General features: G+C 44.1%; 28 protein-coding genes, 1 pseudogene and 1 riboswitch. Of the genes and pseudogenes, 14 read left to right on the top strand and 15 right to left on the bottom strand.

Annotation, left to right across the window (positions count from 1 at the left end):
• Positions 1-7 precede the first annotated feature (7 nt).
• Positions 8-994 (top strand): N-acetyl-D-Glu racemase DgcA, encoded by a 987-nt coding sequence (gene dgcA / locus AB4503_RS03965; RefSeq protein ID WP_017066889.1) that lies wholly within the window; start codon positions 8-10, stop codon positions 992-994.
• A gap of 162 nt (positions 995-1,156) precedes the next feature.
• Here dgcA and AB4503_RS03960 read toward each other — a convergent pair whose 3' ends face one another.
• The 3 genes from AB4503_RS03960 to AB4503_RS03950 form a co-directional block, all read right to left on the bottom strand.
• Positions 1,157-1,312: a DUF3012 domain-containing protein gene (locus AB4503_RS03960; protein ID WP_017061679.1), complete on the bottom strand. Its 156-nt coding sequence runs from the start codon at positions 1,310-1,312 to the stop codon at positions 1,157-1,159.
• A 240-nt stretch (positions 1,313-1,552) separates the two neighbouring features.
• Positions 1,553-1,909, bottom strand: a complete 357-nt coding sequence (gene hpf, locus AB4503_RS03955; protein ID WP_017061680.1) for a ribosome hibernation-promoting factor, HPF/YfiA family — start codon at positions 1,907-1,909, stop codon at positions 1,553-1,555.
• A 337-nt stretch (positions 1,910-2,246) separates the two neighbouring features.
• Positions 2,247-2,504, bottom strand: coding sequence for a hypothetical protein (locus AB4503_RS03950; RefSeq protein WP_229648214.1), 258 nt, complete (start codon positions 2,502-2,504; stop codon positions 2,247-2,249).
• A 72-nt stretch (positions 2,505-2,576) separates the two neighbouring features.
• Here AB4503_RS03950 and AB4503_RS03945 point away from each other — a divergent pair.
• Positions 2,577-2,804, top strand: a pseudogene (locus AB4503_RS03945) (hypothetical protein); the annotation flags it as partial.
• Between the two features lie 411 nt (positions 2,805-3,215).
• A complete protein-coding gene (locus AB4503_RS03940; RefSeq protein WP_017066892.1) occupies positions 3,216-4,646 on the top strand; it encodes a YfcC family protein in 1,431 nt (476 codons plus the stop codon).
• A 121-nt stretch (positions 4,647-4,767) separates the two neighbouring features.
• On the opposite strand, the gene glgC is transcribed toward AB4503_RS03940, so the two are convergent.
• Entirely contained in the window at positions 4,768-5,988 is a 1,221-nt protein-coding gene (gene glgC, locus AB4503_RS03935) for a glucose-1-phosphate adenylyltransferase (RefSeq protein WP_017066893.1), read from the bottom strand.
• Positions 5,989-6,389: 401 nt separating this feature from the next.
• Between glgC and ompW the strand changes: the two genes are divergently transcribed.
• Together ompW and AB4503_RS03925 are read left to right on the top strand one after the other, a co-directional pair.
• Complete coding sequence (ompW, locus tag AB4503_RS03930; protein ID WP_017064924.1) at positions 6,390-7,037, top strand: outer membrane protein OmpW; 648 nt, start codon at positions 6,390-6,392, stop codon at positions 7,035-7,037.
• A 202-nt stretch (positions 7,038-7,239) separates the two neighbouring features.
• Positions 7,240-9,042, top strand: a complete 1,803-nt coding sequence (locus AB4503_RS03925; protein WP_372113717.1) for a choice-of-anchor I family protein — start codon at positions 7,240-7,242, stop codon at positions 9,040-9,042.
• 107 nt (positions 9,043-9,149) lie between these two features.
• Here AB4503_RS03925 and AB4503_RS03920 read toward each other — a convergent pair whose 3' ends face one another.
• The gene (locus tag AB4503_RS03920; protein ID WP_004733012.1) at positions 9,150-9,869 is read right to left on the bottom strand and encodes an SDR family oxidoreductase; all 720 of its coding nucleotides are present in this window, start codon (positions 9,867-9,869) and stop codon (positions 9,150-9,152) included.
• A gap of 210 nt (positions 9,870-10,079) precedes the next feature.
• Between AB4503_RS03920 and AB4503_RS03915 the strand changes: the two genes are divergently transcribed.
• Positions 10,080-10,985: a LysR substrate-binding domain-containing protein gene (locus tag AB4503_RS03915; protein WP_372105181.1), complete on the top strand. Its 906-nt coding sequence runs from the start codon at positions 10,080-10,082 to the stop codon at positions 10,983-10,985.
• A gap of 42 nt (positions 10,986-11,027) precedes the next feature.
• Here the strand turns inward: AB4503_RS03915 and AB4503_RS03910 are convergent, their stop codons facing one another.
• Positions 11,028-11,366: a helix-turn-helix domain-containing protein gene (locus AB4503_RS03910; RefSeq protein WP_004741127.1), complete on the bottom strand. Its 339-nt coding sequence runs from the start codon at positions 11,364-11,366 to the stop codon at positions 11,028-11,030.
• A gap of 105 nt (positions 11,367-11,471) precedes the next feature.
• Here AB4503_RS03910 and AB4503_RS03905 point away from each other — a divergent pair, with 105 nt between their 5' ends.
• Together AB4503_RS03905 and AB4503_RS03900 are read left to right on the top strand one after the other, a co-directional pair.
• On the top strand, positions 11,472-12,239 hold the full coding sequence (locus AB4503_RS03905; RefSeq protein ID WP_372113715.1) for an SDR family NAD(P)-dependent oxidoreductase: 768 nt from the start codon (positions 11,472-11,474) through the stop codon (positions 12,237-12,239).
• Between the two features lie 135 nt (positions 12,240-12,374).
• Positions 12,375-13,028, top strand: coding sequence for a cupin domain-containing protein (locus AB4503_RS03900; protein WP_372113713.1), 654 nt, complete (start codon positions 12,375-12,377; stop codon positions 13,026-13,028).
• A gap of 77 nt (positions 13,029-13,105) precedes the next feature.
• Here the strand turns inward: AB4503_RS03900 and AB4503_RS03895 are convergent, their stop codons facing one another.
• Complete coding sequence (locus tag AB4503_RS03895; protein WP_102449298.1) at positions 13,106-13,744, bottom strand: NAD(P)-dependent oxidoreductase; 639 nt, start codon at positions 13,742-13,744, stop codon at positions 13,106-13,108.
• A gap of 154 nt (positions 13,745-13,898) precedes the next feature.
• Between AB4503_RS03895 and AB4503_RS03890 the strand changes: the two genes are divergently transcribed.
• Positions 13,899-14,819, top strand: a complete 921-nt coding sequence (locus AB4503_RS03890; RefSeq protein WP_372113712.1) for a LysR family transcriptional regulator — start codon at positions 13,899-13,901, stop codon at positions 14,817-14,819.
• A 106-nt stretch (positions 14,820-14,925) separates the two neighbouring features.
• Here the strand turns inward: AB4503_RS03890 and AB4503_RS03885 are convergent, their stop codons facing one another.
• Complete coding sequence (locus AB4503_RS03885; protein WP_102332193.1) at positions 14,926-15,774, bottom strand: hypothetical protein; 849 nt, start codon at positions 15,772-15,774, stop codon at positions 14,926-14,928.
• Positions 15,775-16,112: 338 nt separating this feature from the next.
• The gene (gene ribB / locus AB4503_RS03880; RefSeq protein WP_136981188.1) at positions 16,113-16,769 is read right to left on the bottom strand and encodes a 3,4-dihydroxy-2-butanone-4-phosphate synthase; all 657 of its coding nucleotides are present in this window, start codon (positions 16,767-16,769) and stop codon (positions 16,113-16,115) included.
• Positions 16,770-16,957: 188 nt separating this feature from the next.
• Positions 16,958-17,108, bottom strand: a riboswitch (FMN riboswitch).
• 386 nt (positions 17,109-17,494) lie between these two features.
• On the opposite strand from ribB, the gene AB4503_RS03875 reads away from it, so the two are divergent.
• A complete protein-coding gene (locus AB4503_RS03875; RefSeq protein WP_017064917.1) occupies positions 17,495-18,241 on the top strand; it encodes a phosphatase PAP2 family protein in 747 nt (248 codons plus the stop codon).
• A gap of 53 nt (positions 18,242-18,294) precedes the next feature.
• Here the strand turns inward: AB4503_RS03875 and AB4503_RS03870 are convergent, their stop codons facing one another.
• The 3 genes from AB4503_RS03870 to AB4503_RS03860 all read right to left on the bottom strand — a co-directional run bounded on the left by AB4503_RS03870 (position 18,295) and on the right by AB4503_RS03860 (position 20,894).
• The gene (locus AB4503_RS03870) at positions 18,295-18,657 is read right to left on the bottom strand and encodes an MmcQ/YjbR family DNA-binding protein (RefSeq protein ID WP_017061695.1); all 363 of its coding nucleotides are present in this window, start codon (positions 18,655-18,657) and stop codon (positions 18,295-18,297) included.
• Positions 18,658-18,735: 78 nt separating this feature from the next.
• Positions 18,736-19,461, bottom strand: a complete 726-nt coding sequence (locus AB4503_RS03865; protein ID WP_170962367.1) for a sulfite exporter TauE/SafE family protein — start codon at positions 19,459-19,461, stop codon at positions 18,736-18,738.
• A gap of 221 nt (positions 19,462-19,682) precedes the next feature.
• The gene (locus tag AB4503_RS03860; protein WP_017061697.1) at positions 19,683-20,894 is read right to left on the bottom strand and encodes an MFS transporter; all 1,212 of its coding nucleotides are present in this window, start codon (positions 20,892-20,894) and stop codon (positions 19,683-19,685) included.
• Between the two features lie 29 nt (positions 20,895-20,923).
• Here AB4503_RS03860 and AB4503_RS03855 point away from each other — a divergent pair, with 29 nt between their 5' ends.
• Both AB4503_RS03855 and AB4503_RS03850 read left to right on the top strand, forming a co-directional pair.
• Entirely contained in the window at positions 20,924-21,073 is a 150-nt protein-coding gene (locus AB4503_RS03855; RefSeq protein WP_017061698.1) for a hypothetical protein, read from the top strand.
• Between the two features lie 460 nt (positions 21,074-21,533).
• The gene (locus AB4503_RS03850) at positions 21,534-22,148 is read left to right on the top strand and encodes a YitT family protein (RefSeq protein ID WP_017065874.1); all 615 of its coding nucleotides are present in this window, start codon (positions 21,534-21,536) and stop codon (positions 22,146-22,148) included.
• A 120-nt stretch (positions 22,149-22,268) separates the two neighbouring features.
• Here AB4503_RS03850 and sigZ read toward each other — a convergent pair whose 3' ends face one another.
• Complete coding sequence (sigZ, locus tag AB4503_RS03845; RefSeq protein ID WP_372113710.1) at positions 22,269-22,853, bottom strand: RNA polymerase sigma factor SigZ; 585 nt, start codon at positions 22,851-22,853, stop codon at positions 22,269-22,271.
• The gene (locus AB4503_RS03840) at positions 22,837-23,133 is read right to left on the bottom strand and encodes a helix-turn-helix transcriptional regulator (protein WP_004733042.1); all 297 of its coding nucleotides are present in this window, start codon (positions 23,131-23,133) and stop codon (positions 22,837-22,839) included. Before AB4503_RS03840 ends, sigZ begins: the two co-directional genes overlap by 17 nt.
• A gap of 233 nt (positions 23,134-23,366) precedes the next feature.
• On the opposite strand from AB4503_RS03840, the gene AB4503_RS03835 reads away from it, so the two are divergent.
• Positions 23,367-24,467: a permease gene (locus AB4503_RS03835; RefSeq protein WP_017070391.1), complete on the top strand. Its 1,101-nt coding sequence runs from the start codon at positions 23,367-23,369 to the stop codon at positions 24,465-24,467.
• Between the two features lie 102 nt (positions 24,468-24,569).
• Here AB4503_RS03835 and trmY read toward each other — a convergent pair whose 3' ends face one another.
• Positions 24,570-25,169: a tRNA (pseudouridine(54)-N(1))-methyltransferase TrmY gene (trmY, locus tag AB4503_RS03830; RefSeq protein ID WP_017061702.1), complete on the bottom strand. Its 600-nt coding sequence runs from the start codon at positions 25,167-25,169 to the stop codon at positions 24,570-24,572.
• A gap of 256 nt (positions 25,170-25,425) precedes the next feature.
• Between trmY and AB4503_RS03825 the strand changes: the two genes are divergently transcribed.
• Positions 25,426-25,950: a DUF3087 family protein gene (locus tag AB4503_RS03825; RefSeq protein ID WP_065584102.1), complete on the top strand. Its 525-nt coding sequence runs from the start codon at positions 25,426-25,428 to the stop codon at positions 25,948-25,950.
• Positions 25,951-26,550: the final 600 nt, after the last annotated feature.

Genomic DNA, 26,550 nt, shown 5'->3' with positions numbered 1-26,550 from the left:
TGAAATTATGAAGATTACAGCTGAACCCATTATTATCGCGATGCAAACGCCTTTTCGCATCTCTCGTGGCAGTCGAACTGAGTGTCACGTTGTTCGTGTTTACATTGAACATGGTGGCAAACGAGCTCAGGGCGAATGCACGCCTTACCCACGATACGGCGAGTCATCGGAGTCTGTGCTAGCGCAAATCCAACAAGCGTCTAGCGCACTTGAAGCTATGTTTGAACGAGGCGTTACTGATCCGGCAGAGCTAAGAGATCATCTTCAGTCTTTATTGACCGGAGGGGCAGCGCGCAATGCGGTCGATTGTGCGCTTTGGGATTTTGAAGCTCAGCAGAACGACCAGACGTTTCCGAATAGCTTGTTTGAGTTGCCTGCTCAAATCGTGACTGCAATGACAGTCTCGATTGGCACGCCAGAAGCCATGGCGACTCAGGCTCGAGACTATGTCGCGAATGGTGCGAAACTTCTGAAAGTGAAGCTTGACGGCGAGCAGGTGGTAGAGCGTGTTCGCGCGGTACGAGAAGCTGCGGCAGATGTTCAAATTGTATTGGATGCGAATGAAGCGTGGACAGGATTGAATCTCGAAGAGTTGTTCAATCAACTGGTAGAATTTGATATTGCGATGATCGAGCAGCCGTTACCCCAACAGCACGATGCCTCATTGGCGCACATCAAGCACCCGATACCACTGTGTGCTGATGAAAGCTGTCATACCACTTCGCAACTTTCATCTTTGTTAGGCAAATATGAAATGGTCAACATCAAGCTCGATAAAACAGGTGGTTTGACCGAAGCATTGGTACTTGCTGAAGAAGCTCAAAGGCTAGGATTTACGCTGATGTCGGGTTGTATGCTCGGTACATCGCTGGCGATGCGTGCAGCTCTGCCTATCGCCGTTCAATCTGAAATCGTCGACCTCGATGGCCCAGTCTTACTTGGTCAAGATGTAGCACCATCACTGACTTATCGAGATGGGATGATTATTCTTTAAGTTCCTAACAAATTAGCTAGGAATCTCTCCATACAAAAATCGCATAAGCGTTAACTTATGCGATTTTTTGTTTGTACCGTTTTACAGAGATAAGTAAACCATACTGCAACTACTCACTTGCTTCATTGAGTGGGGTGTACTGAACTGCTAAATACAACCCACCTAGAAAATACAGTGTTTAGCAAAATCACCCGCTTCATTAGCCGTCCAGTCACCTTTAGGCTTTTCTTTCATATCCGCACACCAAGCTTCACTGCCAACCTCGGTACAAGCCATTAATTGAGTAGCAAGGAAAAGTATCAACGCGATTTTCTTCATAATAAACATTCCGTTGTGGTCTAAATTTCTGCTTATAACTGTATCAAATCCCACAAGTGATTGTTATAGCTGCTAAGAACTTAAGGGAGTTAATAATGATGTGGGGTTGAGCTGAATTCGAGGGACGGTAAAGAAGCGAAGGTTTGCTTGGCTTTAAGATCGAAAAAGCCAGCAACATGTGCTGGCTTTGAAATTCTTAATAAGTTTCTATTCGTTATTTCGCATTAACTACTTATCGATTTATACCAATTTCATCTCTTGGATGATGTCCGAAGCAATCTCTGGCTTCGTGCTTGTTGGTTTCTCGTGTAGGTCGGCTTTCAATTGTCCCTTACGGTTACTTAGGCCCGCTTCAAGTTTCTTAAGTGCTGCAGCGATAGCTGGGTACATAACATCGTCTGTCGATTTTGCTGTTACTCGTACACCTTCGTAGTTGGTGAATACTTCAACCTGATGTTGACCGTGTTCTTTAGTAATGATGATGTCGCAACTGATCAGTGATGGGAAATGGTTAGATATCTTCTCGAATTTACCTTCGATGTCTTTGCGTGACTCGTCGTTAATTGATACATGATGTGTTTGAACATTTATTTTCATAAATCATACCTTTCCAATGACTGTGTCATTTAAACGTAGCAAACATCGCATAGATTAACCAACTGAGAATTAGCACATGTGTGATTGACTTCAGTGTTATCAAATATTCTCTTGTTACTCCCTTGAAAGTCCGATGAACTGATCGCATATTATGTTTCGTGTTTTAAAGACATGTTCAAAAAAACTCCATCCTTGATAATTTGCGCTAACCTACAGCGAATTCCCAGTGAATCTCTCTTTATCGGTTTTATAATTCCGAACTTGTCACTCCATTGATTTTCTTTCCAGCTCACTCACTTTTTCTTCTTTGATTAAAAACTCAGCTTAAGTTACTAATTTATAGACACTCAACTGCCCACTCCATATTGAAGTGAAACTCTCCTGCTGTGAGTTGAGACTCGGGTATGGTAATGCGTGCTCGAATATCGACTTCTTTATTGGATGCCAGTTGATCGACAGGAAATTCGACGCCCTGACGCCAATAATTAATGTCACCTTCATAGCGAACCGGCGTTTCGACTTTGAATCGCACAAGTTCTGAAATGCGAGACTCATCAATTGAGCCTAGATCAATATGTTGCAGTTTGAGCAACAATCGAGAATCTTTGCGATTGGACTCAAGCTTAAGCGTTATCGCTCGGCCATCGTATTCTCGGCCATCGTATTCTCGGCCACTGAATTTAAGCCGTTTAAGCGTATTAAAACCATCAAAGCCATTAAGATTGATGCAGAAATGCTTGAGCTGTTAGGCAGTGAAGATGGCAACACGGCGATGATCAAAGTGAGCTGGGATGAGAAGGGAATGAAGGTCTATAAGGATGGCTACTTAGCGGATTATGAGTACGGGATTGCCCCTCATGAGATGCAAGAAAACTACGAATTAGCACCTAAGTAACTCGATTCGATTGCAGAAAAGCGCCTTACTTATTAGTGGGCGCTTTTCTTTTGCTCACCAAAGCATGACGAAACTCACACTTTTCTGACAATTAATGACTCGTTGTGCTAGTATGCGCCGCTTGTCTTTGTAATTGATAAAAAACGCATTACCAAAACAGACTTTTCTGTTTACCTGCTTGTAATGACCTCATTCAGTTTGGCCTGACTTGGCTGAACATCTGCATTTTGCTCGGACGCAAAGAGTAATACTCACTACTTCACTATGTACATTTGAGAGCACCATCTATCAAAGGCCTTTTTGAAACAACCTAAATTAGCGCGAACTTAGTTCAGCGTGAAGGGTTTCGTTTTTCCAAAAATCCCTCCGGCGGCTAAGTGAACCTTAGTTGCTGACAAATAAGGAGTCTATATGACGACTACGGTATCTACATCCGTACCTACATCTCAAGCTGCTAACGCAGCGCCCACAGAGAAAGAAGTAAACCACCCGTTTCTCTCTTTGGTTATCATGGTGATCGTTGCTGCAATTGCAACTTACTTCATCCCTGCTGGTGAATTCGAGCGAGTGGTCATGAATGGCCGCACGGTTATCGACCCAGACAGCTACACACAATTGACCAGCAACCCAACAACATTAGCCTCTTTTTTCGAATCATTTTTTAAAGGCTTCAAATCCGCTTCTGGCGTGATGGGCGTTGTGGTATTTGTGGGTGGTGCTTTTGGCATTATCAAACACATGGGTCTGTTAGACGCATCCGTTGTTGCACTAACTACTAAGCTAAAGAAGCAAGGCTTATACGTGATTGCGCCTGTGATCATGACGGCGATCTTCTTCAACGTTACCTTCACCGGTATGCGTGAACTTGATGTCATTTTCATCTCTTTGATGATCCCGATCTGTATCAAGCTTGGCTATGACGCGATTACGGCACTTGGCGTTGTTTTACTGGCAAGTTGTGCCGGTTTCGCGGCCGCTTTGGCTAACCCATTCTTTACGGGTATTGCACACACTATCGCTGAACTGCCTATGTATTCAGGCATGTGGTACCGCTTTATTGTTGGTATGTTCATGTTGTTAACGGGTGCATGGTATGTGCTTAACTACGCGCGCAAAGTTAAGCAAGATCCGACCAAAGGCTTGTTACACGGCACGGGTTACCACTATGAATCAAATGTTGAAGCGAAAACACTGACCACACGTGAAAAGCTTGCGGGCATCGCGTTCTTGGGCGTATTCGCATACATGATCTTCGGCACGTTGACGATGGGGTTCGGCTTCACCGAGATTGCGGGTGCATTCGTGGCGATGGCTATTATTCCGGGTTTGGTGGCGGGTTTATCTCCGAACAAGATCTGTGAGTATTGGACCAAAGGTGTTAGCGACGTATTGATCGCGGTACTGATCATCTTTTTTGCTCGTTCAGTGCTAACCATTATGGAAGACGCGAAGATTGTTGATTCTATTATCTTCTATCTTGCACAGATCATTTCTGGTAGCTCTAAACTTGTGGCAGCAGCAGGGATCTACTTCTCGCAGGCTGCGATCAACCTGTTCATTCCATCGGGCAGTGGCCAAGCGGTGATCACCATGCCAATCATTATTCCGTTGGCAGATATTGGTGAAGTGACTCGTCAAGTGGCGGCACTGGCTTCTCAATTGGGTGATGGTATTTCTAACTATATTTACCCAACCAATGGTGGCTTGTTGGCGGTATTGGCTATAGCAAAAGTACCTTACACCAAGTGGGTTCGTTTCTTCTTACCACTGTTCTTGTTCTGGTCGGTAGGCGCTTTGGTTTCTGTTGTGATTGCTCAAATGATTGAGTTAGGGCCTTTCTAAGGTTTCTGTTTAATCGAATACATGGACAGTTAAGGCTTAACTGAAGCTGTGTGAGTAAATAAGAAGGCAGCGAATTCGCTGCCTTTTTTCGTTTAAAGAAAAGCTATTCCAACGTTAAAGGTTACTCTTCAAATTGGTAAGAAGAGGGCACCACAATCACGCCTTGTTTTGATATGTGGAAGCGTTTCGCATCGGCAAGGCCATCAAGACCGATCTGGGTTCCGTCAGGCACCTTAACGTTCTTGTCGATGATGCAGTTTTGTATGTGGCAATTTTTTCCAATCTCAACATCTTCAAACAGAATACTATCAATCACAATCGCGGCATTGCTGACTTTCACTTTCGGGAAGAAGATTGAGTTTTGCGCCGAGCCGCCTTCAATTACAACGCCATTCGCTATCATCGAGTTGATGAATATTCCTTGATTACCTTCAACTGAAGCAATGGTTCGTGCGGGTGGCAGCTGCGGTTCGTAAGTACGAATCGCCCAATCAGGTTGATATAAATCGATAGGCGAAGCTGGCTTTAACAGGTCCATATTCGATTGGTAATAAGAGTCGATCGTACCCACATCTCTCCAGTACGCATCTTGGGTCACTCGGCCTTCTTCATCCCCAAACTTGTATGCGTAAACACTGTTGTTGCCGACCAACTTAGGAATAATGTCTTTACCAAAATCGTGGCTTGAGTTCGGATCTTCGGCGTCCGCCAGTAGCGCTTGTGTAAGCACTTCTTTATCAAAGACGTAAATACCCATTGAAGCCATGCTTCGAGTTGGCCTACCAGGTACACATGTAGGGTAACGTGGCTTCTCGGTAAAGTTATTGATCTCTAGAGACTCGTCTATCTCCATCACACCAAACTCTTTAGCTTCGTCAATCGAAACCTCCATGCACGCCACAGTTAGGTCGGCCTCGTTCTTTTTGTGCTGCTTGAGCATTGGAGCGTAGTCCATGCGATAGATATGGTCACCGGATAACACCACCACATGCTTGGCTTCACTGCGAGAAAGCAAATACAAGTTTTGATAAATCGCATCGGCAGTGCCGCTGTACCAGCTATCACCGGTTCGCATTTGTGGGGGAACATTGGTGATGTATTCGCCGAGCTCGGGGTTAAGCACCGACCAACCATCTCTCAAATGTTTTTGCAAAGAGTGAGACTTGTACTGAGTCAGCACCAGAATTTGGCGTAGCCCAGAGTGTAAGCAGTTCGCGAGCGTGAAATCGATGATTCGATATTTGCCACCAAAAGGCACCGCAGGCTTTGCGCGGTTATCGGTTAGGGGAGAAAGCCGAGAGCCAACACCGCCGGCCAGAACGATTGTTAGAGTGTCTTGCATAGTCAGAACCTCAATGTATTTATGATTATGAACATAGACTTGCAAGCACTAAGCCAAATGTAACTCATTGAATATTATACGAGGCGAGATTGATTCTTGTTGTTCTGCACCAAAATGATGCACGTGAGATATTGGCTTGCTCTATTTTGATCCAAAAAAGATCCGAATAGAGTGAATTGATTGGATTAACAAAATGACGCACGGAAAAGTTGCATTACAAAACTGTCAATAAAATGAAGAGATAAAGTGATCGGGTCGATATAAATTTACATAAATAATCACAAGTTTTCACAAATTGATTTCCATCAATAAAGTAGGGTTATTCTATGATACCTTGCACGCAAAATAAGAAATGATTACTCATTCACCAACAAAGATTAAGCCCCCAAAAGGAAATTATAATGAAAAAAACAGTATGTGGTATTGCGGTTATTGCGGCTCTTATGTCAACCAACGTTCTTGCTCATAAAGAAGGTGATTTCATCATCCGTGCAGGTGCAGCAATGGTATCTCCTAACGATAGCAGTGGAGATGTTCTGGAGACATCGGGGTCAAAATTTGGTGTGGATTCAAACACCCAACTTGGTTTGACATTTGGCTATATGTTTACAGATAACATCAGTCTTGAAATTCTTGCAGCAACGCCATTCTCTCATACAATCTCTACAAATCATGGTGGTCTAGGCGATATCGCTGACACAAAACACCTACCACCTACGCTGATGGTGCAGTACTACTTCGGTGAAGCAAACAGCAAATTCCGTCCTTACGTAGGCGCGGGTATCAACTACACCGTATTTTTCGATGAAGAACTTAATGGTACGGGCAAAGATGCTGGTTTGAGCGACTTGTCTCTTGATGACTCTTGGGGTCTTGCTGCAAACATCGGTATGGACTACATGATCAATGAAGATTGGTTCTTGAACGCATCGGTTTGGTACGCAGATATCGACACTACAGCTAAATACAAAGCGGGTGGTGTTCAGTACTCAACAGACGTTGATATCGACCCATGGGTATTCATGATTGGTGGTGGTTACAACTTCTAATCTCCCTATTCAATTTACTAAAGGCGCTCAAGCATCAGTCAGCTTGGGCGCTTTTCTTTGCTTACTTGTTAATGGATTGCTCGCCTTAGCTTTCTATTGTTATGGGTAAGAAAAACCTATTGTCGTCATTTATTGTTAATGAAAGGGAAAGATAAGTGTCATAACAGCCCACTATGATCGCGATTCAAATTATGGAGGATATATGAATCGCAAATTTAATAAGCTGACACTATTACTACCTATCGCGGTAAGTTCTGCTCTAGTAGGGTGTTCTCAATCAACGACTGCTACGCCATCCCAAACGTCACTTGATGCATTTAGCCTTCAATGCCAATCCATCAAGCAGCCAAGCGCTTCCGATGCTGAGGTAACCGGAATCAGTCTAGTTGGTCGCTCTATTGCCGATGCCCCTTTTGCAACTTCCGCAGCAGAAATTGTCAGCTACGATTCATGTACCGATAAGCTTTATGTTGTGAACGCTCAAGCAAAGAAAATTGATGTGCTATCGATGAATACCGATAGCTCGCCAAATTCGGAAGGCTCTATTGATCTTCAATCTGCAGCTTTAGCTTCTGGTATTGATATTGGTGCAGCGAACAGTGTGTCTACTCATCAGGGTTTAGTTGCTGTCGCGATTGAAAACGCCGACAAACAACAGAATGGCATTATTGCTCTGTATCGCTCAGACACGCTAGAGTTGATCACCACTTATGCTGCTGGCGCATTGCCAGATATGGTTAGCTTTTCGAAAGATGGCCGTTACATTGCATCCGCAAATGAAGGTGAGCCGAATGCAGATTACAGCATTGACCCTGAAGGCTCTGTGACGCTGGTCGATTTAGCGAATGGGCCGATGCAAGCGAAAGTCACGCAGATTGATTTCAAGGTATTCAATCAAGGTCAGTCTCGCCATACAGAACTGACCGACAAGGTTCGAATTTCTGCGCCGAATGCAACGGTTGCTCAAGATCTTGAACCGGAATACCTAACATTTGCGGATAACGGAAAACTCTACGTTGCCCTCCAAGAGAACAACGCGCTGGCAGCGATTGATGTGGCGAGTGCACATGTGGATGCGATTCTTGGACTAGGCGGAAAGCCTTGGGATAGCGCTAAGCTAGATGCGTCAAACAAAGACAAAAATATCGGTAATCTGCAAAGCTACGCGATGTTAGAAGGCCTCTACATGCCAGATAGCATCACTAGCTACAGTGTTGATGGCAACACCTACATCGTGACTGCGAACGAAGGTGATGGTCGTGAATATGGCATCAAGACTACGCAAGAAATGTGTGATGAGAAAGGTTTTGAGTGGGACGGTGACGATTATCAAGGCACCGAAAACTACACCACAGAAAAAGACTTTTGTATCGCTTATGTCGATGAAGTACGCGGCAAGAAGTTAGATATTGACGCTAACCACCCATTAGATGGCGCATTGAAAGACAACAAGCAACTTGCACGTCTTAAAGTGATTAAGCCACAAGGGACACTCGCTGCTGACCAAAAGGTTCAAGCATTCGGCAGCCGCTCGTTCTCTATCTGGGATGAGTCAGGCGAGCTAGTGTTTGATAGCGGCGATGATTTTGCTCGAATCGTACTTGAGCAAGATCCTGCAAACTTCAACAGCACCAATGATAACAACCAAAGCGGTGACGATCGTAGTGATGATAAAGGCGTAGAACCTGAAGCGATCGAAGTGGCGGAGATCAACGGCAAGCACTATGCCTTTATTGGACTTGAGCGCCAAGGTGGCATCATGGTTTACGACGTAACACAGCCTAAAAACGCAAGTTTCATCAGCTACTTGAACAATCGCGACTTTACTCAGCCAGTGTGCACTAAGGTTGATGAAGACGGTGATTGCGACAACGAGACTTACAACGCTAAAGCGGGTGATTTAGGTCCAGAATCAATCAAGTATTTCACTCGTTCTGGTAACCACTTTATTGCGGTTGGCAACGAAGTGAGTGGTAGCACGTCAGTTTACCGCGTTGAGTTTTAATCACGCTTCTTACTAGCAATTAGATTGAATCAAAACAAAAGCGCCACGACTTGTTAAGTCGTGGCGCTTTTTTAGTTCATCGCTTATTTATTAGCGATGGCAAAGGCCTATGGCTGTTGCTTAGTTGGTGCTAGAGCAATCTCACGGATACATACATTCTGTGGTTGTTGGTAAGCGAATGATACAGCGCGAGCGATATCGTCAGCTGCCAATACGCCACCCATGTCTTCTTTCCAAGAATCGTAACCGTCTTTGATCTCTTGAGATGTTGTGTGAGACAGAAGCTCAGTTTCTACAGCACCCGGTGCGATAGTGGTAACACGAACATTTGAAGCCGCCACTTCTTCACGAACGTTCTCAGAAATAGCGTGTACCGCGAATTTAGTACCACAGTAAGCTGCGTGGCTTGGGAATGTTTTCTTACCCGCGATAGAGCTGATGTTGATGATAGTACCCGTGTTGCGTTCCATCATCGGAGCAAGTACAGATTGCATGCCGTTTAGAAGACCAATTACGTTCACGTCGAACATTGTCTTCCACTCTTGTGCGTCTTGAGTATCGATTTGACCAAGAAGCATTGCGCCAGCGTTGTTGATAAGCGCATCTACAGGACCAAACTTCTCTTCACCTTGTGCGATAGCTGCATCAAAAGACGCTTTGTCTGTTACGTCTACTTTCACAGATAGAGAGTTTGGTAGGTTCAGCGCTTCAAGGCGATCAACACGACGAGCTAAAAGTAGCAGAGGGTGACCTTCATCGCTTAGACGACGAGCGATTGCTTCACCAATACCAGAGCTTGCACCTGTAATTACGATTAGTTTTTTCATTTTATTTCCTCTGTACTTTTATTGCGTCGGTTGGCTACGACGGGTTGTTTAAGTGCATTCGAATCAAGTGCTTGTTGCCTTGCTTCGTTGCGATGGAGGTATATTAAGGAAAATAGAATTGTTGATATATAGCGCTTTACTTGAAACACTGTTGCTGTGGTGCAACAATAAAAGTGTCTATCTCATAACCTCACTAGTAAGCTGGCGGCCATGCTCAATCAAATTAACCTGTCTGATATTCGTTCTTTCGTGCTGATCGCTCGTTTAGGTAATTTCACCAAAGCGGCGGAGGAGTTGGATGTGTCTCGTTCCCACGTATCACGCCAAGTGAGCAGCCTAGAAAAGCAGATGGGTGTGACACTGTTTATCCGCACCACTCGAACCTTAAGGTTGACTCACGCAGGGCAAGATCTGTACGCGAGATGTGAACAAGCCTTAGATAATATAGACCAAGCCTTGATTGCTGCTGTGGATGACGTCGAAGAAGTACGTGGCGACATAAAAGTAAACTGTGTTGGCGGTTATCTGGGCGAGGTGATCATCGCGGATCTGGTCAATGAGTTCATGCAACTCTACCCAGACATCAGCATCAGCCTTGATTTCAGTAGTAACCGAGTCGACTTGATTGAAGACGCGTTCGATATCGCATTTCGTATGGGAAGCCTTGAAGATGCGGGCTTTATCGCGAGAAAGCTTTTGGACATCGAGATGGGAACGCTCGCAAGCCCTGAATATTTTGCTCGCAAAGGAAAGCCAAACCATCCTAAAGATCTCATTCACCATGACTGCTTAACGGGGTCTGTGCGTAAGTGGAGCTTTCAAGCTTTGGATGACACCAAGAAAACAGTCGATGTTCATGTCACGGGTAGGCTGCAATGTAAGAATGGGCGAGTGTTAGTACAGGGCGCGAAATCGGGCAACGGAATTATTCGTGTACCAACCATCTATTGCTTGCAAGAGATCAATGATGGGCAATTGGAGCAGGTGTTTAATGAGTGGATAGTGCCGAAAGTGGACTTTTCAGCGATCTATCATCGAGACCGCTATCAACCAAGCCGGATTAGAACCTTTATTGATTTTGTGAAAAGTCGCTTTGAACAAATGCCAGTGAGCTAATCGTGCTTTCTGTATTTTGCTAATAGTGTGACCGGCTTGAGCTTACATTTCGTCGATTTCGTTTTGTAGGCTTTCTAGTTGATCCAGAATCAGTAAGAACTTCTCACCAAATGGAGTGACTTGGTATTCCACTCTTGGTGGCAGTTCGTTGAACATTTGCTTATCTAAAATCCCAAATTCTACATTTCGCTTTAAACATTCATTCAAGACCTTGGTCGATAACCCTTCGACCGAGCGTACCATTTCACCGGGGCGATTAATGCCATTTGCCAGTAATTGGTAAACCGTTAGCGACCATTTACAGCCGTAGATGGTTTCGACCATGCGAGCTGAGCGCTCTGGTGCTGATTTTCTTGAAAAAAAGTTTTCCTGATTTTTCATAAAGATGTACCAATAAGTACCTACCTAACTGATTTGTACTTACTATTCATAGTGTTAGTTCAAAGCCTAAGATTACCACGTTCACATGACTTAGGAGATAACAAAATGAACTTCACAAAAATTGGTATTGTAGTAGTAATCGGTGGCACAAGTGGTATGGGCTTTGAAACAGCGAAGCAGTTAGTCGCTCAAAACGTCCATGTGTTGGTTGTCGGCAATAACCCAACTAAGTTAGATAAAGCGGTGTCAGAATTGCAATCGTTAGGTCACGCTTCAGGTTGGCAAGCTAACCTTTATGATGATGCGAGTGTGTCTCGCCTTATCGAACACCTTGAATCGTTAGATGAAGGTATTGGTTACCTTGTAAATGCTGCAGGTTACTTCAACCCTAAAGCGTTTATTGAGCACCAAGAATCTGATTACGAGCAATACATGCAGCTTAATAAAGCAACCTTCTTCATCACTCAAGCGATAAGTAAATTGATGATCAAGAATGGCGGCGGCAGTGTGGTTAACGTTGGTTCTATGTGGGGCAAGCAAGCAATCAAAGCGACGCCATCTTCTGCTTATTCAATGGCTAAAGCTGGCCTGCACGCATTAACACAACACATGGCAATGGAACTGGCTGAACATAACATTCGTGTAAATGCGGTGTCTCCGGCTGTGGTTAAAACGCCGATTTACGAATCTTTCATCAAACCGGAAGAAGTGGATCAAGCGCTAGAAGGCTTCAACGCGTTCCATCCTATTGGTCGAGTTGGTTTGCCGAAAGACATCGCTAATAGCATTTCTTTCTTACTGTCAGACAGTGCAGATTGGGTAACGGGTGCAATCTGGGATGTTGATGGCGGTGTGATTGCTGGTCGTAATTAATTAGGATTCTTTTTAGGTGGCTGTCGCGTAGGCAAAATAGCAGCGAGATGGCCTCCTTGATGAGTATTCGCGTAGAATAGAAACTAGAAAGACAACAATAATAATTAAAACGATAACAAGAGTAAGGTCGCCATTATGTTCAATATGGACTTTTCAAAGAGACTGGTTATAGAAACCGAGGCATTAGATTGGATCGCGAGCCCTGCCAAAGGGGTATGGCGTAAGCCGCTTGAAAGAGAAGAGAAAGAATCGGGCCACACAACCAGTGTTGTGAAGTACGATCCTGAATCTTCATTCTCCGAACACCCACATCCGCAAGGAGAAGAGATCTTCGTATTAGACGGTGTGTTCTCAGATGAAACTGGCGATTTCCCCGCTGGCACTTATATCCGTAATCCTCCAGGCAGCGCGCATTCCCCATCGAGTAAAGAGGGCTGCACGATCTTAGTTAAGCTTAATCAGTTTGATGCGAGAGACTTAACGCAAGTTCGAGTCAATACGCTCGAAACGGAATGGCTACCTGGTATTGGCGGGTTACAAGTCATGCCATTACATGAGTTTGAGCACGAGCATGTCGCTTTAGTGAAGTGGCCGGTTGGCGAACGTTTTCAGCCGCACCGTCACTTTGGTGGTGAAGAGATTTTTGTGTTGTCAGGCACTTTTAAAGATGAACATGGCGAGTATCCAAAACACACATGGATGCGTAGCCCTCATATGAGCGAGCATTTCCCTTATGTGGAAGAAGAGACGGTTATCCTAGTGAAAACGGGGCACCTGCCATTGGATTAAAGGAATGCTCAATATAAAGATGAGAAAGCCGCATTGTTTTGAACAAGCGGCTTTTTTAGTTTTTATATATGAGCTGACTAGTACGCGACACCAATACGTTGGCGTGGGAACTTGCCAGCTTCTAGTTCATCAATCATCGCGATAGCGTAGTCGCTGACGGATATTTTGCTGTTGCCATCTTCGTCAGTGAGCAGTTGATCACCACCTGTGCGGTAGGTTGATAGCTTATCGCCCGGGAAGATTTCCGCAGCAGGGCTAACGAATGTCCAGTTAACCTTGTCATTAGATTGTTTGAACACTTCAAGCGCTTCACCCTGTGCTAGCGCTTCGTTTTTGTAGTCCGCAGGGAAGTCAGGAACGGTAACTAACGGTACGTTTGGCGCCACTTCTAATGAGCCTGCACCTCCTACCCAAAGTAGACGTTCGATGCCAATGCTTGGCAATGTATCAAGCAACTTAACTGCTGTGTTTTTTACGATGTCGTGATTGCCTAGAGCGCGTCCACCAATCGAAGCAATTACCGCATCAACGCCTGAGAAAGCGGTCGCTAGACTTGCCGCTTCATCTTGTAAATCAAATGAACGAACTTCAACATCGCTGATTTCTACGCGGCTTGCATCTCTTACAACAGCAACAACTTCGTGTCCGCGAGATTGAGCTTCTTGAGCTATGTGACTACCAATCCAACCTGATGCGCCTAATACTGCAATTTTCATAATGTCTCTCCAATTATCTAATTTATTGAGTCTGTTTCTCGACAGCCATTGCAGTCTAATAGCTCACTAGATTGCGATAAATATCGTGAAATGATGTAGATTGTATCTATACAGTTATCTAATAGGCTTGGTTAAGTCGGTAAGGGAGAGTGTGATGGACAGGTTGACGGCGATGCGTAGCTTTGTTGAAGTCGCAAATTGCGCCAGTTTTACTCAAGCAGCAGAGCATTTGGACATGAGTCGGTTGCAGGTTTCACGTCATGTTCAAGAGATAGAAGGGTGGCTGAAGCAGAGGCTATTACATAGGACGACTCGAAAGGTGAGCTTAACCGCGGCAGGGGAAATCGCTCTGCAGCGCTGTGAGAAGATCCTCCATGAGACCGCTGAGCTAGAAGTTACTTCACTCAATCAAACCGATGATCTTTCTGGAACCATTCGAATTGCTGCTCCGATTGGTTTAACTCAGCACATGTTGTTGGATGTGGTTGAGCAGTTCACAGAGCTTCACCCCAATATCACGGTAGAACTTTTTGCTTCTGACCGTTTTGCTCAGCTGGTGGATGACAGAATCGATATTGCGCTGCGTTATACCGACCAACCTGACGATAGCTTGATTGCTCGTAAGCTAATGGAAATTGATTCGGTGGTGTGTGCATCGCAAGCTTATTTAGACAAACATGGTCAACCTAAAACAGTCGACGAGCTTCGACAGCACAATTGTTTTCGCCATTTGAGTGTTTCTAAGTGGGATTTCGTTAAGGATAATCAGCATTTTTCGGTTGAGGTGTCTGGCACTATCAAAGCTAATGATGTTGGGGTATTAACCCGCGCTGCACAGCATGGTAAAGGGGTTGTTCGATTGCCCTGTGACTTAGCCAACCCACTGATTGCGAATGGCAAATTGATACGAATATTAGATGAGTTTGTTTCGCCAAGCAGCGTGCTTTGGGCGGTGTATCTGTCTCGCAGCTATCAGCTTCCGGTTGTTCGTCAGTTTATTGATTTTGCGGCACAAGCTTGGGCTAGCGATATCAGGTCTAATGATGTTAGAAACTTCATAGGCAATGATACATAGCGACAAAAATTAAAAGCCCATAAATACAAAAATCCGATATCAATGGTGATATCGGATTTGAACTCAATAATTCAGAGTTCCAGCACGCTCTCCTCTCACGAAGTCTTTACATGTAATGGTGTACGGATAATCGGGTATTTATCACCTTTTCGTTGATGTCTGGTAAAGGCTGATACAAGCTTCTCGTAATGTCGGATAATACTTGGTCGTAAACTTGCGACACGACGCTAGAGATATCACTGGTTAATTCGTACATGCTATCTGCCGGTTGGGTCGCTTCGTTACTTGATGCGATCTCTGAGAGTGCATGCATCGCTCGCGTACAAACCGGTGACCCACTACTAAGAGGGCAGATAATCGATAACTGGTTGAGTTTTCTGTGTGTCTGAGAGGCGTAGAATTTGAATCTCAAATACTCCTCAGGCTTCTCCATATCAGGGATACACATTCGTAATTTGGTCAGGATCTCCATGCAATCTAAGATCTGTTGCCAATTCATGTGGTACTCACGGCTCATGTCTTCACGCTCAGACTGAATTAGCCAGATGATCATTACTTCATCCATCAAGAACATGCTATGGCGAATTGTTTTGCCATGAATCGATTGGTTACGCACCAAGCTACGGTTTTGCCAGTCGCTGTGCATAGCGATGAGCTTGAGGTGATAGATGCGATACATAGGGCGGCTGTCAAACGACACATGGGATTGAAGCAGCTCAGATACCTCAAGTATGTTGTCGTAAATCTCGTTCACTTTACGAATCGAGTCGCTAGACAATTTATACGCCAGAGCGTAATGCGTTGCCGCGCGGTGTTTGCGTGATAACAACAATAACTCTCTAAGCAGAACTAAGGTTTCAAACCTGTGTGATAGCGCTGTTTGTCTCTTCCTTGAGAAATGAAACAGGGCTGCAAGTACTAATAGGGATAAACCCACTGAAATAACTACAAACATATTCAACTCCTAATATTTGTATACCTACTTAGTGGTAGTGCAGACACCATGCCAAAATAAATAAGTGTTATATTTCAGTTGCTTATGATTTCCCTGTAATTATGGATGATCAATGATGGTGCATGACTTCACCATTCTAGTGAATGTTTCTCATATTTTGCAGGATTTTTTGAGAGGTTAGTCGTGGGCGATGAGATGGAACTTAGATTTCAGTGTAGGAAATGAAGAAAGCCTCACCCTTTATATACTTTTAACTAGAAAAAGCAGTAAGAGTGAGACCTTTCAATGTTCATTTCTGAGTTTCGTTAGCTTAAGAGCTAAGCGTTTAGCACTAAACGTTACGCAAGCTTAAGGTCGAACTCAGTGCGGTACATCACCATATCTTCAATGGTCAGTACTGGCATGTTGTGTAGTTTACCGAAAGCAACGATCTCTGGCGCTTTTGCCATTGTGCCGTCTGGGTTGGTTACTTCACATAGTACGCCAGCCGATTGAAGACCAGCCATTTGCATAAGATCCACAGTACCTTCTGTGTGACCACGGCGAGCAAGTACGCCACCTTTACGCGCGCGTAACGGGAATACGTGGCCAGGGCGAGCTAGATCTGAAGGCTTAGCCGTTGGATTTGCAGCTGTCTTGATCGTTGTTACACGGTCAGCGGCAGAAACACCTGTTGTTACACCAACTTTCGCTTCGATAGTGACGGTAAACGCAGTTTGGTTTGCGCTGTTGTTATCAACAACCATAGGTGGAAGTTCAAGTTGGTTCGCTTGCTCGTCAGTTAGACACAGACACACAATGCCGCTGCATTCGCGGATCATAAGCGCCATTTGAGCATTCGTCAGGTGTTCTACTGAGTAGATGATGTCGCCTTCGTTCTCACGATCTTCATCGTCAAGTAGAAGTACGCCACGACCTTCGCGTAGAGCTTGCAGTGCATTTTCAACGCGAGTGATTGGTTCGCCAAATTCGGCAAGTAGTGAAGACTGATTCATGGTTAAACTCCTAAAATATCACCAGAATCAGGGCTGTATGAGGGATCTCAACCGAGCACAACAAAGCCTACTCATTACAAGTCAACTTTAGCTCATTATGGTTTTATCCAAAACGAAATGCACCCGCCTAAGTTGGAGGTACGAACCCAACTCACGCGGGTACGCCTTTCCAACTTAAACGAGTGTGTTTTCATTCTCTCTCATCCGGACTATAACCGTCGGCTCTGGCATCTCACCAGATCTGCTGACCTCGACGAATCGAGCGCTCGCGGGCTTATCTTTAGATTTTGCTAAGGACATACCGCCGGTGGGGAATTTCGCCCCGCCCTGAGAATAAAAATTAATAATCTGTTTTGCTTTTGAAAGCAGACCAGATGTTAATCCTTTCAATAGTGGATTTAAAGGACTGACAGCAAAGTTTTTAAGATTCTGGCCTTATAATCCGGTAAGTGTTCACTTTATCAGCAGAACGCGTCCGGTAGTCTATTAATGGGATGATGCCTTTGTCTCGTCTGGTTTCAGTGGTTTTTGCTATCTATATGAACATAAATGGATGTTGAACATTATTGGTGCTGGCGTGGCTGTTCACCGAATCAATACTCAAGAGGTCCATTAATCGAATATTGTTATACCATGACGGCTGACTGACCGTTTTGACATAAAATTGATATTGACGATGCTAAGCTGCGATAGCATCCGACCACTTTATCTAAAAGATCTTAGCCATGACTTCTCTGTTCTCTAACAAATCCAAAGGCTTATTACTGCTCGTTCTAAGTTTGTATTCCCTCATACCCTTTTTGATCTTTGGATCTGACTTCGACCTTGGAAGTGCTGTTTTGCCTTTCTATGGCGCCTTCATAACGTTTGTGACTTACTCTGCGGGCAATCAAGGGTTCTTGGTAACACTAGCGATTTTGTCTTTAGTATTGTTCACGATGAAGTTTTCCAAAGCGAAGTTAGTCAGTCTTTGTCTGCAGCTCGGCTTGTTGTTGGTGCTTAGCTTTGCAGCGAAAACCTTCTTAAAGCATTCCACTGAGAGCCCTCGTCCTTATTCTGAGTATTTGGTGACGCAGGAAGTGGTTGATATGCCGGAAGTGTTTTACGAATTACCATTGGTTGAAAAGAATGCTGCGATTGAGTCTGTACAAGATAAGGTGAGCGAGTGGCGAACGCGTCACTGGTTGGGTGAAACTGACTACTCTTTTCCATCTGGACATATGATTTTCGTCGGTGTGTGTTTGGCGTTCTTTGGTGGTCTTCTCCTAGAGGCGAAACGCTTTTATCTAGTCGGCGGTTTACTGGTTTGGGCTGGTGGTGTCGCCTATAGCCGTGTTTGGCTTGGCATGCATCGACCAGAAGACTTAGCCGGATCTATTGCCTTTGCGGGTTTGATCTATTTATTGGTGCCGCTTATCTCAGAGCAAAAAATAGAACGCTATTTACCTGCATTTTTGAAACAGACTTCTTAGGGATCCGTCCTCACTGCAAAAGAAGGGCTCAGATTAGCAGTACGTAATAAACGCTACTGATTGAGCCCTAGCTCTGCTTGCTTCTTTTTGGTTAGACCTAAGGACACAATTCGGTGTGACTCAATGAGATAGTATCTCAGCTCCTCATCCCTTTGTGGCGTGCTTTCAAACAGCTGAATCCATTTCATACCGCGTGAAGCAAAGTAGGGTGCGGGTTTATAGCCCGGCTCTTCTTTGAGAAAGTCGAAATTCTGATCGGACGCCTTGAAGATAAACGCAGGCTCATCTTTCGGTCCCCAACCACCAATCGCAAACACCTTGCCACCCACTTTCCAAACGTGCGAGTTATTCCACTGCATCACATAACTGGTTGCAGGCAGTGACTCGCAGAATGCGTTGAATTCGTCGTAAGTCATAGAGCGTCCTTTTAACTATTGGGTGTTTGTGTTGGTTTTCTAAGATGTCTTTCTTCTTCTTGTCTTTATCGCCAATAACTAGCCAGCTAAACCCTGCCAGATTGCCGTAAAGCCACTGAGAGAACATAGCAGTAATGAACCAATGCGTATCTTCTCTTTAGGGATGCTTTGTGTCGTCATTAACGCCACTTTGTAACCCAACCAAGCAGCAGGCAGCAAAGGTATAGTGATGATCAAGTGGTGTAGCGTGAAGAAGCCAATTGGGATCTGTACAACCAACGAAATGATCGAACTAAACACGAAAAACGCAGAAAGGTTACCACGAAGCTGATTGGCATCTTGGTGTTGGAGTAGCAGTGCCATCGGTGGACCACCAATACCAGAACTGGTGCCAAAGAACCCAGAGAAGAACCCCGCAATACCCATCTTAGTTGGGGTTGGTTCGAGTCTAAAGGGCAGTAGGCTAACAATCACGGCAAATACTACCAATAAGCCCAACCATAGTGATAACACGCTCGTTGAAACCATCACCAACAAAGCACCACCTGCCAGTGACCCAGGAATACGGCCCAGCAATGCGATTTTTAATCCGCCAATAGAGATATTTGCTCTATGTTTAAAAGCGTTGAATAATGAGATAAACAGACCGATCAAACAGATAGGCGCAGGCACATAATCTGGAGAGACCAAAAACAGCAGTGGGGCTGCAACAATGGCCAAACCAAAGCCGATTGCGGTTTGCACAAACGAGCCGACAAAAATGAGTGTCATTGCGATAAGGACAGTCTGATCTATGTATTCCATAAGCCTGCGGATTAGTTTTAAAGGAGCGGGTGGATACTATAAATGAAAACTAAAATAATAGTCTTATTATTCAGTGAGCTTTATGCCAGTTTCGCTAGTTATAATTTCTACTATAACGACCAACAAAAAAGCGAGTGAGTATCTCAGGATGCTTCCTTTCAATACTCACTCGCTTTATTGGAACGACTTGTTTACGCTAGTGGGGGAGTCAGCATAAAACGTTAAGCCATTGCCAATTTCAGTCGCTCAATGGGCTTGTCATTGATTGGTAAATGGATAAGTGCTGCTGCAAATGCCAGCACCACCGTTGACCACCAGATTGGCTCGTAAGAACCGTAGTAATCGTAAATACGACCACCCACCCAAGCGCCTAAGAAGCTACCCACTTGGTGAGTAAAGAATACCAAGCCGTACAACGTTGATAGGTAACGGGCACCGAAGATCTGACGAACTAAGCCAGACGTTAGCGGAACTGTACCCAACCAACAGAATCCAATGGCCGCACCGAAGATAGCCGCGGTTGATTCAGTCACAGGCAGAGTCACAAACGCACCGATAACCACAGTACGCACTAAGTACAGTGCAGACATAACGTGGCGTTTGCTGAACTTGTCGCCCATTACACCCCAGAAGTAAGACCCAAAGATGTTGAAGATGCCAACGTAAGCCAGTGCCATCGCAGCGCTGCTCGCGGGTAGGTCTTTATCTGCTAAATAGCTCGGTAAGTGCGTTGCGATAAACATTACGTGGAAACCGCACACGAAGAAGCCCGCGTGAATCAACCAGTAACCTTTGTGAGCAAACGCTTCAGACAACGCTTCTTTGAGTGTTTGGTTCTCTTCAGCTTGCGCTTGTTTGTTTGAGGCTGCTTTAGGCGCTCGCATGAACAGCGCAAAAGAGATCATCAAACAACACAGTACGCCAAACACTTGCATCGCACTCTGCCAGTCAAATTCATTCAGCATGTATTGTGCGCCCGGAATTACCGCGAACATACCAAATGAACCTGCAGCCGTGGTTAAGCCAAACGCCTTAGCCGCGTGCTCTGCTGGTACAACTTTCGCTACTGCGCCAAGCACGATCACGTAACTTGTCGCACTCAAGCCAAGACCAACCAGTGCGCCTAACGAAACGTAAAGCATGCTCGATTCGGTAGAAATTGAGGTAAGAAGTAAACCCAAACCGTAAGCACATGCGCCAGCAATAATGATGCGTCTTGCTCCCCATTTGTCAGCGGCCATACCAACAAAAGGTTGGAACACACCGAACAATAAGTTTTGTAGAGCAATAGAGAAGCTGAAAAACTCTCGACCCGTGCCGAAATGCTCTGAAATTGGCATCATGAAAATGCCGAATGATTGTCTGATCCCTAGACTGATAATAAGTGTGCCTATCCCTAGCCATACCAGTAAAGGAAAACGGAAAATGCTCATTCTAATACTCTTAAATTAATGGTGGTGATGTGAGTGGTCTTGCGCTGACATGTGTTGGTCAGTCATCTCATGGTGATGTTCGTGCCCAGAATGATCATGCCCTGACTGCTGGTGGCAACCACTGCTTACGGCATGCTGAGCCAAGAGATCAATCAATGGCTGACTGTGATGCACAATAACCAAACTAATGACGAGGAATAACGTCACTCTGGCAAGTTGGGCAAAAAGAGATTGTGAAAACATACGGTGTTGACATGCGCTCAATGTTGTAAGAAGTCGCGCATCATAGTGATGAGTCGGGTATGTATCAAATGACCATTTGTGATGTAGTCTATGCGTTTTATGCATAGATTGTCGCTTGATTGGAATTGGTATAAAACGCGCTCAATAAATAAGAAAACTTGAAGCTCGTTAGTTAATAGAAACAAGTATCTAATTAAGAATGAAAGTCTAAATTAAGGCTTATAACTAGCTGTTTAATTTAAAGTTTCACAAAGCTGTAAAAACTAATATACAAACTAATCACTAAGCAACATTGCTCGTTCACTCGACTTATCTGTCAAACATCGTAAATTTGGGCATAAATCGTTTCAAGACTACTGAAACGCGATGTTAAAAGATTCAGGGAGAGTCATTCACATGGATAAAGATCATAATCTTCGCGAAAACTTACTGGCACTGATCTTAGGTAGCGCATTGGTTTCACTCGGCGTTATCTTTTTCAACCAAGTCGGTTTGCTCACCGGGGGCACGGCTGGTCTAGCGATCTTCATTACCAAAGTAACAGATTTGAGCTTTGGCCAAGTATTCTTCGCACTTAACTTACCTTTCTATATTTTGTCGGTTGCTCGTATGGGCTGGCGCTTCACAATCAATACGTTTATCGCGGTTTCGATTGTTTCGTTCGCCGTAGATCACTTGTATCACGTGATTCAAATTGCCGAAATTCATGCATTGTATGCAGCTTTACTTGGTGGTGGCTTGATTGGTACCGGCATGCTGGTGATTTTCCGTCACAAGATGAGCTTAGGTGGCTTCAACATTCTGGCGTTGTTCTTACAAGAACGTTTTGGAATTCGAGCAGGTAAGGTTCAGATGGCATTAGACTGCACGATTGTTGTGCTTTCTCTGTTCATTGTTGATGTGTCATTGGTTCTTCTGTCTGTGCTTGGTGCGATAGTCACCAACTTGATTCTAGCAATGAATCATAAACCGGGGCGCTATCAACCTGTGGTAAAAGCGGAAGCAGCATAGTTCGGTTCGCTCAAGCTCTAGATTTGCTTAAGTAAAGAGTGATTTGCAGATTATGAAAACAACAAAGCCAGCATTAATTGCTGGCTTTGTTCTATTGAAATAACGGATTCGATGTAACGATTAACACTTGCCGCAGCTGGCGTTCGGCTTAAGCTCGCAATCAATCACATTGCCTTGTTGATCAAGGGACAAGTTACAACACTCTTCAAACAGGTTCTTAAGATCAGCACGGCTTTTTTGCACGCGGGATTTAACCGTGGAATAGCTGACGTTCTGCGCTTCTGCGATCTCTTTTTGGCTTTGGCCTTTGATGTCGACCGCAAGCAGTAGCGATGAACTTTGTTCTGGCAATGCCTGAATAAAAGGTTCAATACACAATGAAAGTTTCTGCTTAAATTTAGAGTCGTGGTCTAAATCGGTAAACCACAGATCTTCAGCATCAATTTGGCTATCACGTTGTTGGCGTGCATGCTTACGGTAGAAGTCGATAATGGTGTTGTTGGCTAACTGGAACAGCCAAGCCTTAACACTGCTAGCATCTTGTACCTTATCTAAGTTCTGATAGGTCTTAATCAAGATATCTTGGAGCAAGTCGTCTACATCCGCAGAGTTGTTGACCTTTGAATGCAGGAATGACTTTAATGCTTGCTGATACTCGGCCCAGACTTGTTCGAGCTTCAAAGGTGCATTAGTTGCACTGTTCATTTACGCAACATTCGTCTTGTAAGAAATCAATCACACCTTCTAGGCACTCATACTCCGCCACGCAGAATAGAGTTCTTCCTTCTCGTCTTTGGCTGATTAGGCCCGCAGACGCCAAGCTTGATATGTGGTGAGACAAGGTAGAACCGGGAATGCCTAGCTCTTCTTGTAGGCCGCCAACTGCAATGCCTTGGTAGCCAGCTTTAACGACACTCTTATAAATGGTTAGGCGAATAGGGTGCCCCAACTCTTTAAGTGCTTTCGCAACGACTTCTAAGTTCATATTAACTCCTCAAGATTTAATTTCGATGTTAGTCGAAATGTATGTCGAATTCAAATTTAAAAACGGTGTCTATGTAAGTTATTGAAAAACTGTGTTTTCGAAAATAATTTCGATTTTTATCGAAATAATGCTTGTTCTGGAGCTGTTTATTTCTATAATTCGAGAATGTTCGAAATTAAGGATTGGTTACTTTTCTCATAGAGCCCGACCTTCAATCCAGTTTGGAGTTAATTATGAGCAATGAAATGTTAACAATGCTGAAAGACGCACTTGATATGTTCGCTTTCTTAGCAGTAGAGCTAATTATCCTTTTCTTAGCGATCAGCTACATTGTTGGGATTCTTCAAGAGTTCCTTACACCAGAAAAGATTCAATCTATCCTGAGCTCACGTAATGGTAAGGGTTATGTAGTAGCAGCACTACTGGGTGCAATTACACCTTTCTGTTCATGTTCGACCATTCCTTTCTTAAAAGGATTGCTGCGTGCAAGAGCGGGTTTCGGTCCAATGATGGTGTTCCTATTTGGTAGCCCACTATTGAACCCAGTGATCATTGGTTTGTTTGTGATTACCTTCGGTTGGCAAGTTGCTGTGTTCTACTTCCTTGTAGCAATGACGGTGTCTGTAGTGGCTGGTTACGCACTTGAGAAGCTTGGCTTTGAGCGTTACGTAAAACCTGAAGCGTATGAATCAACAGGTTCAGCTTCAAGCTGTGGCACTAGCTGTGGTGACTCTGCTCCTAAGAAAGCAGCACCGGTTAAAGCAGAATCTTCATGTGGTACAAGTGCATGTGGCGAACCCGCACCCGTAATGGCGAAAGAGACATCTTGCTGCGATTCTAAAAAAGAAGAGCCACAAGTAACGGTTTCATGCTGTTCAGCGGATGGAAGCGCAACAGCTGAAATCGTAGAGAAGAAAGAACCTAGCCGTTGGATGAGAATTTGGTTCTCAACTTGGAAAGATTTTAAACAAGTTTTCCCTTACCTAATGATGGGTATCGCGATTGGTTCATTCATCTACGGCTTCATTCCTACAGACCTTATTGCACAGTACGCTGGTGAAGGTATGTGGTATGCGATTCCAGTAGCAGCCGTGATTGGTATTCCACTGTATATTCGTGCTGAAGCGGTAATCCCACTAAGTGCAGCTCTAGTACAGAAAGGCATGGCGCTGGGTTCAGTTATGGCATTGATCATTGGTAGTGCAGGTGCAAGTTTGACGGAAGTTATCCTGCTTAAATCAATCTTCAAGAACCAAATGATTGCAGCATTCCTATTCGTTATCCTAAGCATGGCGATGGGTGCAGGCTTCCTATACAGCTTCATCTTTGGTTAATCAGGCTTGATTATGAGATAACACCCTCGATACCAAGAGATAGATAATAAAAAAGAGCTCACATAGTTGAGCTCTTTTTTGTTTAGCTTATCAGTCCGGAGGCTAGAAACCGCGAATATCCAGCTCATTATTGATCAATACAACGCACTGAGAAGCAAACAGCATGTTCGGGCCTAAGCTGATTTTTTCTGTCCCTAAGCGCTTTAAGCTGTTGTAGCTTTTCTTCGGCATAGGGATGTGATCAGTAAGAAGGAAACATGGGTTTTCAGCAATCTCTGCATCACGGATAAAGTCACCTTTCTTATCCATCATGTATAGCTGGTGGTCTTCAGCCAGTTCTTTGACTAGTTTTTCAAAGCTCATAGTGCGAACGACGATTCCCGGTTCAACCTGACGAGTCTGCTCTTTGGTCATACCTTGAGAAGCATCAACCGCTCTTACTACCGCTGATAACAATGCCGATTCATGAAAGCCACCAATGTTGGTGATCTCATTTGAATCGAAAGTGATCGTACGTGAAAAGTCTTTAGTACTTTCTAATACAAGGTGTACGGTGACATTCTCACGGTGAGATTGAGCAACGAAGATCGTGTTCATCAGAGTATGAGCCAGAATCTCAGTATGAGCATCTTGCCCAACACCTTCTAAGATAAGTTTGCTCTCTGTAGGGGCTGCGCGAGCGCGTAATACAAATGAACGCATGGAATGTACCTTGTCAGTATGTGATAAAGCGAAACAGGCTTTATCAACATGAATTGATGAATAACCAAAATTGTGGCGGTATGTAACTCTTTTCTATTAATGAAGTCAAATAGAGTTGCGTATAGCGCCAACCAGAAGAACTCTGCGTATTAAATAGAGAATGACCACATTACAAGATGGTAAGGGTTGAAGCGACCCAATGTTTACGTAGATAGTATGCGCAAATTATTAGGTGACTTACATAAGGAAGTAGTCGATGAAGTTACAGAAGATCAATAAAGAAGAATATAGAAAGAAGATGAACCTGCTGTTGGTTTCGTTGGTTGGGTCACTCGCAGTGTTCGCCATTGTATTCGGAACCATACTGATCGAGCTATTCGGTTCAGGGCAATCAATCGCAGGCGAATCGACAGGTAATTTCCACTTGAACGTATTAGGTGTGATCTTATCAGTCGCATTGAATGCATTTATCGCGAGCCGTGTGAAAGGGCATGATTACTTCAAAGAAGCGCTTTATGTATGGAACCTTAAACAAATCCATAATCAAATCTATCGTAAGCTCAAGCGTATTCAACCCAAAGCTGAGCAAGGCGACCGAGACGCGCTGACCATCCTTTATTTCTATTACACCACGCAAAAACAGGTATACGACCTAGACAACAACACATTGACGATAAAAACAGTTCAGCAATCGCTAGATAACATCCTAGAAGTGAGTGAGAAATGGAGCATTGAGCTAGATATAGAGGCTTTTTCGAAAGATCTAATCGCAAAGTTTTAAGTAATACACCCATTATTGTATGAGCTTTGAGCTACGAAAGAGCCTTTTGACGTAAAAGTAGCCACTTAAGCAAGTTTTTTGAATTTTTATCAAAAAAGGGGTTGCCATGTTTTCGATGATCTCTATAATGCCGCCTCACTGACACGGCAGATGCCATAAGGCTTCAGCGGTAATCAGTAAGACGGAAAGTTCGAAAGACATTAATTTTAAAAAGTGTTTGACACTTAAGATTAAATCGCTAGAATTCACGTCCGCTTTCAAGGGTTTCTTTGTAAAAAGAAAGTTTCGACAAGCAAAGCTCTTTAACAATTTAAACCTATCAATCTGTGTGGGCACTCGTTGATGAATATCAAAACGTCATTCTCAGGAATGGCAGTTACTTCGGTAACAAATTGATTTCAATGAACAGAGTGACCAATCAAGTCTTAGGACTTGGCACAGTCAATTCATTACCATTCTGTTCCTATTTATTTAAGAAGAGAGGGGTAATAGCTTTAGAATTACATGTTTACTTCGGTAAATATTAGTTTTGAAGTCAGTATTCGTTGAGTCACACCTATTAATTTAGGTAATCAAAACTTTAAATTGAAGAGTTTGATC

The organism is Vibrio sp. 10N.222.55.B11 (genome assembly GCF_041473705.1).
Classification (GTDB): domain Bacteria; phylum Pseudomonadota; class Gammaproteobacteria; order Enterobacterales; family Vibrionaceae; genus Vibrio; species Vibrio crassostreae_C.
The sequence above is the reverse complement of the archived record's forward strand: the minus strand, read 5'-3'. Positions and strand labels throughout refer to the sequence as shown.

Bases quoted from the DNA above. Each gene is read 5' to 3' on its own strand.
- ribB (WP_136981188.1), bottom strand. From the start codon at position 16,769: ATGAATCAGTCTTCACTACTTGCCGAATTTGGCGAACCAATCACTCGC.
- AB4503_RS03850 (WP_017065874.1), top strand. From the start codon at position 21,534: ATGGATAAAGATCATAATCTTCGCGAAAACTTACTGGCACTGATCTTA.
- glgC (WP_017066893.1), bottom strand. From the start codon at position 5,988: ATGCAAGACACTCTAACAATCGTTCTGGCCGGCGGTGTTGGCTCTCGG.
- AB4503_RS03840 (WP_004733042.1), bottom strand. From the start codon at position 23,133: ATGAACTTAGAAGTCGTTGCGAAAGCACTTAAAGAGTTGGGGCACCCT.
- AB4503_RS03865 (WP_170962367.1), bottom strand. From the start codon at position 19,461: ATGGAATACATAGATCAGACTGTCCTTATCGCAATGACACTCATTTTT.
- AB4503_RS03895 (WP_102449298.1), bottom strand. From the start codon at position 13,744: ATGAAAATTGCAGTATTAGGCGCATCAGGTTGGATTGGTAGTCACATA.
- AB4503_RS03925 (WP_372113717.1), top strand. From the start codon at position 7,240: ATGAATCGCAAATTTAATAAGCTGACACTATTACTACCTATCGCGGTA.
- AB4503_RS03960 (WP_017061679.1), bottom strand. From the start codon at position 1,312: ATGAAGAAAATCGCGTTGATACTTTTCCTTGCTACTCAATTAATGGCT.
- AB4503_RS03915 (WP_372105181.1), top strand. From the start codon at position 10,080: ATGCTCAATCAAATTAACCTGTCTGATATTCGTTCTTTCGTGCTGATC.
- trmY (WP_017061702.1), bottom strand. From the start codon at position 25,169: ATGCGTTCATTTGTATTACGCGCTCGCGCAGCCCCTACAGAGAGCAAA.
- AB4503_RS03870 (WP_017061695.1), bottom strand. From the start codon at position 18,657: ATGACTTACGACGAATTCAACGCATTCTGCGAGTCACTGCCTGCAACC.
- sigZ (WP_372113710.1), bottom strand. From the start codon at position 22,853: ATGAACAGTGCAACTAATGCACCTTTGAAGCTCGAACAAGTCTGGGCC.
- AB4503_RS03835 (WP_017070391.1), top strand. From the start codon at position 23,367: ATGAGCAATGAAATGTTAACAATGCTGAAAGACGCACTTGATATGTTC.
- AB4503_RS03920 (WP_004733012.1), bottom strand. From the start codon at position 9,869: ATGAAAAAACTAATCGTAATTACAGGTGCAAGCTCTGGTATTGGTGAA.
- AB4503_RS03900 (WP_372113713.1), top strand. From the start codon at position 12,375: ATGTTCAATATGGACTTTTCAAAGAGACTGGTTATAGAAACCGAGGCA.
- ompW (WP_017064924.1), top strand. From the start codon at position 6,390: ATGAAAAAAACAGTATGTGGTATTGCGGTTATTGCGGCTCTTATGTCA.
- AB4503_RS03940 (WP_017066892.1), top strand. From the start codon at position 3,216: ATGACGACTACGGTATCTACATCCGTACCTACATCTCAAGCTGCTAAC.
- AB4503_RS03860 (WP_017061697.1), bottom strand. From the start codon at position 20,894: ATGAGCATTTTCCGTTTTCCTTTACTGGTATGGCTAGGGATAGGCACA.
- dgcA (WP_017066889.1), top strand. From the start codon at position 8: ATGAAGATTACAGCTGAACCCATTATTATCGCGATGCAAACGCCTTTT.
- AB4503_RS03825 (WP_065584102.1), top strand. From the start codon at position 25,426: ATGAAGTTACAGAAGATCAATAAAGAAGAATATAGAAAGAAGATGAAC.
- AB4503_RS03885 (WP_102332193.1), bottom strand. From the start codon at position 15,774: ATGTTTGTAGTTATTTCAGTGGGTTTATCCCTATTAGTACTTGCAGCC.
- AB4503_RS03875 (WP_017064917.1), top strand. From the start codon at position 17,495: ATGACTTCTCTGTTCTCTAACAAATCCAAAGGCTTATTACTGCTCGTT.
- AB4503_RS03910 (WP_004741127.1), bottom strand. From the start codon at position 11,366: ATGAAAAATCAGGAAAACTTTTTTTCAAGAAAATCAGCACCAGAGCGC.
- hpf (WP_017061680.1), bottom strand. From the start codon at position 1,909: ATGAAAATAAATGTTCAAACACATCATGTATCAATTAACGACGAGTCA.
- AB4503_RS03890 (WP_372113712.1), top strand. From the start codon at position 13,899: ATGGACAGGTTGACGGCGATGCGTAGCTTTGTTGAAGTCGCAAATTGC.
- AB4503_RS03905 (WP_372113715.1), top strand. From the start codon at position 11,472: ATGAACTTCACAAAAATTGGTATTGTAGTAGTAATCGGTGGCACAAGT.